Source organism: Lactiplantibacillus sp. 7.2.4 (assembly GCF_018991185.1).
Taxonomy (GTDB): domain Bacteria; phylum Bacillota; class Bacilli; order Lactobacillales; family Lactobacillaceae; genus Lactiplantibacillus; species Lactiplantibacillus pentosus.
This window is the reverse complement of the sequence record NZ_JAGYGS010000089.1, coordinates 1-8,162: the sequence shown is the minus strand read 5'-3', so window position 1 is coordinate 8,162 and position 8,162 is coordinate 1. Positions and strand designations below refer to the sequence as shown.

The window sequence follows — 8,162 nt, the reverse complement described above, 5'->3', positions numbered from 1 at the left end:
CCTGCCAAATCTTCGATTGCCCAACAGGCAGTATCATTATTAAGGTCGGTTTTCCATACGGAAAAGCACTTAGTATATCATACTCAAGAAGAAAAAGCCGCAGAGCGAAGGAAAAGAATCAGGCTATTATTAGATTCATTTTATGACTACATTAGTCAGGGCTGGTGGCCCCTAGGCAAATTAAAGAATGCCATTCAAAACGCGTTAGCGTTAAAGTCACGAGTCTATCGGATTTTTGAAAATGGCCAAGTTCCATTGACCAATAATCCAGTGGAACAGGCCATTCGGCCATCAACGTTAATTCGTAAAAATAGTCTTTTTGCGAAAAGCATTCGTGGCGCCCAGGCTAGTGCCATATATTACACGATAGTCGGCACAGCTAAAATGAATCATTTGAACATCTATAAATACTTCAAGTATCTGTTTGATCACTTACCGAATCGTGAAAACAAAGATCTTGAGGGCTTTTTGCCATGGGCAAAAGAGGCCCAGGCTCAATGTCATATTTAAAATAAGCAAGCGTCATGCGTAACATCAAAACCGATGTCGTGCATGACGCTTTTTTTCAATACGTGTTGTTATTCGGTACTTACGCAAAAACTTACTATCTGGGGGCTATAATTTATAAAATCAATTGTCTGCCGACAAGCGTTCAATTAATGCTTGTTGCTGTGGAAACATCTTTTTTAATTGCTCCTTTTTCGGAATCAAAATTTCATTCGAAGATGATGACGGTAACGTGACACTAATTTGAGAAAATCCAGTTGCTCTCTTCACACTTTCCATTGCAATAAAAGTATTAGGCTCTACATAAAAGCCGTGAACTTCATCATTATCCTTATTCAAACCTAGTTTAACCAAGTGATAATGACCATCTTGAGTAAAGTAATGCACATTAACCGGATCACCATATGAATACATTAGTGACTTACCGTACTTTACCATATGCAAATGTGATGGGTGTTCATGGTCAATTGTCGTATACATAACAAGTTCCCCTGGACGATAACCCTTATTTACACTATAAGATGGATAAAAGTTTTTGAAGATTTTTTCTTGTCTTTGTTGATCTTCTGGAGATAATTGCGGTGCCGGCTTAGCAGGCCCCTGTGTTTCAACTTCACCTTTACCACTTATTAAAGCATTAAATGCTTCGATAATTGTTGATGAGAAACCAATGGAGCGATCTGCAATAACACTAGGGATATTTAACTGCCCCTTATTAATTGTTATATAACGGCTACTCTTATTGCCTGCAACTAATTGCATACTTGGCGCCTTAATCATTCGATTTTGTGGGCCAATTCCTAATTCTAAGACAAGAATTTTTTTGTCTTGATAATTATTTAAAAAGTTCTCAAAGCCGTTGACCTGTGTTTGGTCCATACTAAATACAGGACCTGGAATATTAAGTGATAGTTTCTCTCCACAAGTTGCGCATGTTGGTAAATCATCTTCTGTTAATGTACCAGTTTGGTCTTTTTTATAAATTTCATGAAGGGTTGACTTCAAATCAACAAGTGGGTGTTCTTTAGGGTGTTTAGAGCAGATGCCAGTCTGCCAATTTCCTTCCACTTCGAGAAGATGATCAAATTCAGCTAACGCAAAATGGTGATCGATATTCGATGTCCAGATGAAATAAGGCTTGTTACCAATCACCTGTCGTAATTTATCCATTAATTCACCAGGATAGTAATTATAATTATAGTATTCTGCAATTCGTGCATAAACTCGCCATTTATCAAGTTCATTGGGATAATTATAGTTAAGTGCTCCTAATAAATTTGGTAAATTATATTTCTCTACTAAGTCACCCAGAACCGTTGACAATTTACTGTCCTTTGCAAATAAGTTTAGTCCCTCAGAAATTGAAAAACCGTTACTAGCAGTTACTAAAAGAGCATCAGCATCACTTAACCATTGTTGAGCTGTTTTTACCGTGTTAGTCATTTTGTCCTCCTTTGATTAATTCAGAAATATTTTGTAAAGCCCTAGCCGTATCACTATTAATCAACAGTGAACGATCTTTTATTGCTGGATTTGTTAAGACATCACGAGGATTGAAATTAATATAGAATGACTGTGGCATGTAGTTGGTCATTTCCCAGAATGGCTCTTGTATAAACATTGGTGTCATCCGACCAACCCCAATTTCAATGAAAAGTATCTTCTTTAACTGGTATTTGCCTAGAAACTGATTTGCTTTTTCGTATTCTTCATAGTATTTCTTATCTTCAAGAAATTCCGGACCACGTACCCATGGGATAAGGGGAGTACCATCAACTTCACTTTTAGGAATTAATTCAGTTGGAAGACGATTATCAACGATTTTAGGTATTAATTCATCTAAATAACCATCGATAGGATACAAATTTTTATCTGTTAATGTATTTTTACTCTGAAAGAATCCCCATGATCCTTGGATTTCACTGACATGTTCTTCTGGGAAGAATTTTTTGAACAACATATCTTGATTGCTTGTAATAATATGGTAAGGCTTATTGTCAATGATTGTCTTTAGATAATCATATACCCTATTTTGAGGTGGAATGGTTGAAACCATTTTTAACATTTTTAATAAATAAGCCCATCGCTCTTCTTGAGATTCAAAACGGTTATAGAATCCTTTAAAAATACCTTCAAAGTGATATTTTTGGTAAAAGTCACTCATGTACTTCATAAATAATGGACTAGCTTCATACCAAAAATCCATTCCCGCGGCATTTGACATTCCTGAACCAGCTCCAATTAAAATTGCATCTGCATCATTAATTCGAGCTACTACATTTTCAAGTCTATTCATTTTATTCCTCCTTATTGAATACTATGTCCATTTTTGAACATAATGTAGTTAAATGATATGATTAGGCAGATTGTAAAATTTAAGTTGAACATTTAAGTGGACAGAAAAACCCATCAAGGTCTTTAATGGTGTTACCACACAATCCATTAGAAAGAAGGACCTTAACCGTGTTGTCATTGAAACGCTTCATAATGAAGGACGTTCCTTGCGATACATCGCTAACTACTTAGACTTTAGTAAGACCACCATCTTTAACGAACTTCACCGGCTAAATAGTGAGTACCAGGCTGGGCTAGCGCAAACTGACTTTGAACGAAAGGTTAGTCAACGGGGGCGGAAGTCTTCGCTCACTAAAAACCTTAAACACTTGATCGAGGAAAAGATTCAAGTCCAGAAGTGGTCCCCTGAACAAGTTGCCCATGTGGTGGGGATTGCCTACAAGACGGTCTATAACTGGATTGATCAAGGATGGCTTGATATACAGTTGCCCGATTTGCCTGATCATGGAATTCGTCGTCATCATGCTAAAGAAAAGCGTGGTACGTTCAATCACGGCCGCTCCATTGAGGAGCGGCCTCATAAAGTCGAAACTCGCCAGGAATTCGGCCACTTTGAAGCTGATACCGTACTTTCTGGTAAACGTAAAGGTCAAGCTGTGGCTACTTTTGTGGAGCGTAAAAGTCGCCTGACAATTGTTAAACGGCTCCATGGTCGCGACAGTCAGTCCATGACTCAAGCCGTACTTGAACTAGCTAGTCAACTTCAAGACAAGCTCAAGACGCTTACTGTGTATCATGGTAAAGAGTTCGCTAACTACCAGACAATTGAACAGCTAACAGGTACTCAGGTTTATTTTGCCCATGCTTATTCACCACATGAACGCGGTAGTAATGAGAACCGTAACCGAGTTTTGCGACGGTTTATTCCCAAGGGACAAGCCATTGAAGAACTAAGTGATTACCAACTGGTTCAAATCAATTGGTATCTGAATTCACGGCCACTTAAATGTCTTAATTGGCATACACCAATCGAGATCTTCTTGCTTAATCTACGTCACTAAATTCGTTCAAGTTATTTCTTGCAATCTACCATTAATTATAATTGCTTATATATTTGAAGTGAATAACATTTTTCCGAGGCTGTTCATTTATGGACACCGTTATGAAATTGTCAATAATAAAATATAGTAATTAATAATCTGTAAAGGGATCGTGAAGTTAGTAATGAAAAATTCAAATCGAATAGACAGGCGAACAATATATACAGTCAATGTAATTAAAGATAGTTTCTTGGAGCTAATCCAGGATAAACCATACTTAAAAATATCAATAAAAGAGATTTGTAAAGTTGCTGACATAAGTCGCTCAACTTTTTATTTACATTTTAAATCGATTAATGATGTTTTGAACGCTATTCTTGATGATGCAAGCAAGATGACCTCACCAGATTATCTTAAGATCAGTAATTTTAGCATTGATTATCTTAAAGAAAACGAATCTTTGATACCGGCCTGCCAAAGGGTAGGTTCAAGTGAAAAATATCGTAAATTACTTCTGGACCCTGAATTGACAGAATACATCGTCGGGCGAATTATGATCCGTGAGCGCAACCGAGTAGTTCCTGCAATTCAAGAAAAGACTGGATTATCCAAGGAAGACGCAGAAACATTGTTTTTATACACTCTCCATGGTTCTTTTGCGGTTAATCGTGCTAACCAGTTTAGAAAAAATAATAAATGGTATCATGATGTACAGCTTATTAACAATTTTACCTTAAACGGTTACAATGCTCTTAATTAAAACAATCCTTAATAATCTAGATAATAACTTTTCTTTCACTAAATATAAGATGTACTACTTCTTAACATGCTTTAAATCTTGTATTAAATGAAAAATAACGTTTTTTAACGTAAAATAGCCTGTTATAACGACCATAAATGCCGTTATAGCAGGCTATTAGACTCTATCTAGTGCTGACTAAAGATTCGAACCTTCAACCTTATCCTTACACCTTTCATAAATAAAAACACCCAGTTGTTATACTGGATGTTTTCTTTATATGGCAAACATTTTGGCAAACAAACATGTTATTTTTAATGAGTTAGTCAAGTTTTAACACTGCCAAAATGCCGATATATCGCGCTTCCAACTCTATCTTACATTACAATCCTATTCCCACTCGATAGTAGATGGTAAACCTCTGGGCGTATAATTTTAGTTAACCTCAAATTATTTTACTATGAGTATAGTGCTGAACAATGGGTATAATAGCTAGGGTTCCTCACGATATTGATAAAGATGCATTTAATCAAGAGTTAATCAGATTTAGAATTATAACGTAATACGCATGGTGCTAGTTAATTTTTAACCAGGTACCAATAAAAAGACATTGTTTTAGACGTGTTTGAAAACCCATGTATGATCGTGCAGAATTTTGCTCGATATTAAATGAACAACATAATTGTGAAAATACATCCTCTATCCTACGCCGTTGGTGTTTTAATAAGCTCTCATCACCTGAACATTGTTTCATATTTTTACGATATGGTGTCCAAAAACAGATGTCTATTCGTTTTAAGAGGATGTCTAAAATCTTTTAAGTAATAGTGCTAAAAACGCCAAAACGACCATTTGCAGATTGGTGGTTAATTGACGCTCACAATTTTCCAAAGTCGCCGACAATTCTATAATCAACTAAAGGATCGTTCTACTACTCAACGTTGGGGCATGACTTCGAATCGATGCAACTCATTGCACTTCGCAACCTGCACGGTTGCGTTTAAATTACTTGCCACATCAAATCGAAAATTAACGTCTGAATGGTAGATTGTAAAATTAATCCGAACGCTGTTCGGACAAAAAAGATCAGCTTCCTTTAAAATGGTGTTTACCACAAACCCATCTTTTAGGAGCTGATCTTTTGTCTAGTATAACCTATTCCGAACGAATTAAAATCGAAACCTTTTGTGAACTAGGGCTGTCCAATATCCAAATGGGCGTTCGGCTGAACCGATCACCGTCAACAATTTCTTATGAATTATCTCGATGTCAACCTTATCAGGCTGAATTAGCACAAACAGATGCCGAATACAAGCGATCACGATGTGGTCGGAAAACTAAGCTGAGCGATGAGTTAAAGCAAAAAATTCTCAACCATTTACGTCTAAGCTGGTCATCAGGAATGATTGCTCACGAATTTAAACTAGCTACTAAATCTATTTATAATTGGCTAAATCAGGGGAGAATTGGTTTCTCCTTGAATGATCTACCTGAACATGGCGTACGCCAACGGCGTAACGTTGACCAACGATCCAAATATAATCAATCTTTGGGGCGATCAATTGAACAGCGTCCCATGATGATTAATCAACGTAATCGCATCGGCGATTTTGAACTAGATATAGTCGTTGGTCCTCGTGGGCATAGTAAGGCAGTTTTATTAACTTTAATCGATCGGAAATCACGGTTCCTTTGGGCATACCGGTTAAAAGATCGGACGACAGCGACTGTTAATGAAGCACTAACTAAGTTCCTAACCACTTTTAATGGTCCGGTGCACAGCTTTACTGTGGACCGTGGCACTGAGTTTAGTGGGCTAGTATCACTTGAATCACAATATGGTATTAAGACCTATTACTGCCATGCTTATACTCCAGCTGAACGTGGTAGTAATGAACGCTTTAATCGGAATTGACGTTATTTTTATCCTAAAGGGACTCGTTTTGAGCACATTAGTGCTCAAGATTTAACGACGACGTTACTCCAAATTAACCAGCGACCGCTTAAAATACTCGACTGGCAAACACCGTATCAGGTTATGCTGACAAATTTGTCCAAAAATTCGGATTAAATTTGCAATCTACCAATCCTACAAAATTGGCACAACCAAAAAGCCACTCATCTCATCACGAGGTTGAAGTGAACCCCCGAGATTGGACAACAATCTCGGGGGTTTTATTATGACTAAATTTAATTTAGAGTTACGAATTTCTATTGTGACACAATATTTAACGGGTATTAGTTCCATTCAATTGGCCAGAAAATACCATATTGCCAACAATGAAACGATTCTCCTATGGGTTCATCGCTTTAATCGTTTTGGCATTGCAGGATTAAAACCGAGACCTATGAACTTGGAATACTCTAGTGAGTTCAAGATAGAAGTATTAAACTGGAAACAACAGCACCAAGCTTCGCTTTCAGAAACAGCACTACACTTCAATCTCTCTTCACCAAGTACTATCTGGCAATGGCAAAGAAAGTTTGATTTAAAGGGACTCAGTGGCCTAAATAGAGTGAGAGGAGATTCAAAGACTATGGCTAAGCATAAGTATAAAAAAGTAACCAAACCCACAACAGCACAAATTCAAGCACGCCACGATAAAGATGAGTTAAAGCAACTCAAGCAAGAAAATAAGATGTTAAGAATCGAGAATGAATTCCTAAAAAAACTCGATGCCTTAGATCACGAAAAATCAGCTCACGCGAAACCGTGACCTTAATTGATGATCTGAGGCGAGTCTTCAAAACGTCGATTAGTTTTATCCTCAAAGCCGTTAAGATACCACGTAGCACGTACTATTACACTAAGCACAGCCAGGGACGAAAATATGATGATGACCAGGTTATCCAAGCCATTGATGAAATTCGCCAAACAGATGCCAAGTATACTCAAAAATACGGTTACCGTCGCATAACGTTAGTTATGCATGAACAGGGATTTAAAGTTAATCACAAACGCGTCCTCCGAATTATGAAGGAACAAGGCTGGACATGTCAGGCCTTTAATAAGCAAACTCGTAAATATAACTCATACAAAGGAGTTGTTGGTAGAATCGCCAAAAACAAGTTACACCGGCGATTCAAGACAGATCGACCATATCAAAAACTTGTCGCCGACGTTAGTGAATTTCGATACGGTCAGATGAGTCAAAGTGAACGAATCTATTTAGAGCCCATCATGGATTTATTTTCGGGTGAAATTTTGGCATTTAACATTAGTGCACATCCAACTCTTGAGTTTGCGTTGAAGCCACTAAAAGAAGCATTAGATGGACTACCTGAGCTTCCTTATCGAACAACGGTACACACAGATCAAGGATTTCAGTACCAACATAAGCAGTGGCAAAAAACGCTTAAAACTCATCATACCTTTCAGAGTATGTCCCGTAAGGCGACTTGCTTAGAACCTGTCTAATATCTAAAAAATCTGATATAGTTTTATTAAAAAGTGAGTTTTAGCCATGAAAAACTATCCAAGCAATATTACCCGCAAACAATTTGAACAGATTCGACCAGAGCTAGAAAGTTTTCGAAAACAAACTAGGCCCCGAAAATATGACCTCTACGAGGTCTTCTGT

The 8,162-nt window shown here is 37.3% G+C and carries 7 protein-coding genes and 3 pseudogenes; 7 read left to right on the top strand and 3 right to left on the bottom strand.

Going from position 1 to position 8,162, the window contains the following annotated elements; genetic code table 11:
• On the top strand, positions 1-510 hold a 510-nt coding region (locus KGF70_RS15895), incomplete at its 5' end, for a transposase (protein ID WP_216769606.1).
• A gap of 120 nt (positions 511-630) precedes the next feature.
• Here the strand turns inward: KGF70_RS15895 and KGF70_RS15890 are convergent.
• Positions 631-1,950, bottom strand: a complete 1,320-nt coding sequence (locus KGF70_RS15890) for a cupin domain-containing protein (RefSeq protein ID WP_173425725.1) — start codon at positions 1,948-1,950, stop codon at positions 631-633.
• The gene (locus tag KGF70_RS15885) at positions 1,943-2,803 is read right to left on the bottom strand and encodes a hypothetical protein (RefSeq protein ID WP_064578735.1); all 861 of its coding nucleotides are present in this window, start codon (positions 2,801-2,803) and stop codon (positions 1,943-1,945) included. The genes KGF70_RS15890 and KGF70_RS15885 overlap by 8 nt, the downstream gene beginning before the upstream one ends.
• A 145-nt stretch (positions 2,804-2,948) precedes the next feature.
• On the opposite strand from KGF70_RS15885, the gene KGF70_RS15880 reads away from it, so the two are divergent.
• Together KGF70_RS15880 and KGF70_RS15875 are read left to right on the top strand one after the other, a co-directional pair.
• Positions 2,949-3,863, top strand: a complete 915-nt coding sequence (locus KGF70_RS15880) for an IS30 family transposase (protein ID WP_216769607.1) — start codon at positions 2,949-2,951, stop codon at positions 3,861-3,863.
• A 163-nt stretch (positions 3,864-4,026) separates the two neighbouring features.
• A complete protein-coding gene (locus KGF70_RS15875; RefSeq protein ID WP_216769605.1) occupies positions 4,027-4,602 on the top strand; it encodes a TetR/AcrR family transcriptional regulator in 576 nt (191 codons plus the stop codon).
• A 786-nt stretch (positions 4,603-5,388) separates the two neighbouring features.
• Here KGF70_RS15875 and KGF70_RS15870 read toward each other — a convergent pair.
• Positions 5,389-5,582 (bottom strand): annotated as a pseudogene (locus KGF70_RS15870) (transposase); the annotation flags it as partial.
• A 140-nt stretch (positions 5,583-5,722) separates the two neighbouring features.
• Between KGF70_RS15870 and KGF70_RS15865 the strand changes: the two are divergent.
• The 4 genes and pseudogenes from KGF70_RS15865 to KGF70_RS15850 all read left to right on the top strand — a co-directional run.
• Positions 5,723-6,652: pseudogene (locus KGF70_RS15865) on the top strand (IS30-like element ISLpl1 family transposase).
• Between the two features lie 109 nt (positions 6,653-6,761).
• The gene (locus KGF70_RS15860; protein WP_087613047.1) at positions 6,762-7,298 is read left to right on the top strand and encodes a helix-turn-helix domain-containing protein; all 537 of its coding nucleotides are present in this window, start codon (positions 6,762-6,764) and stop codon (positions 7,296-7,298) included.
• Entirely contained in the window at positions 7,295-7,999 is a 705-nt protein-coding gene (locus KGF70_RS15855; protein WP_099722364.1) for an IS3 family transposase, read from the top strand. The genes KGF70_RS15860 and KGF70_RS15855 overlap by 4 nt, the downstream gene beginning before the upstream one ends.
• A 46-nt stretch (positions 8,000-8,045) precedes the next feature.
• Positions 8,046-8,162: pseudogene (locus KGF70_RS15850) on the top strand (IS5/IS1182 family transposase); the annotation flags it as partial.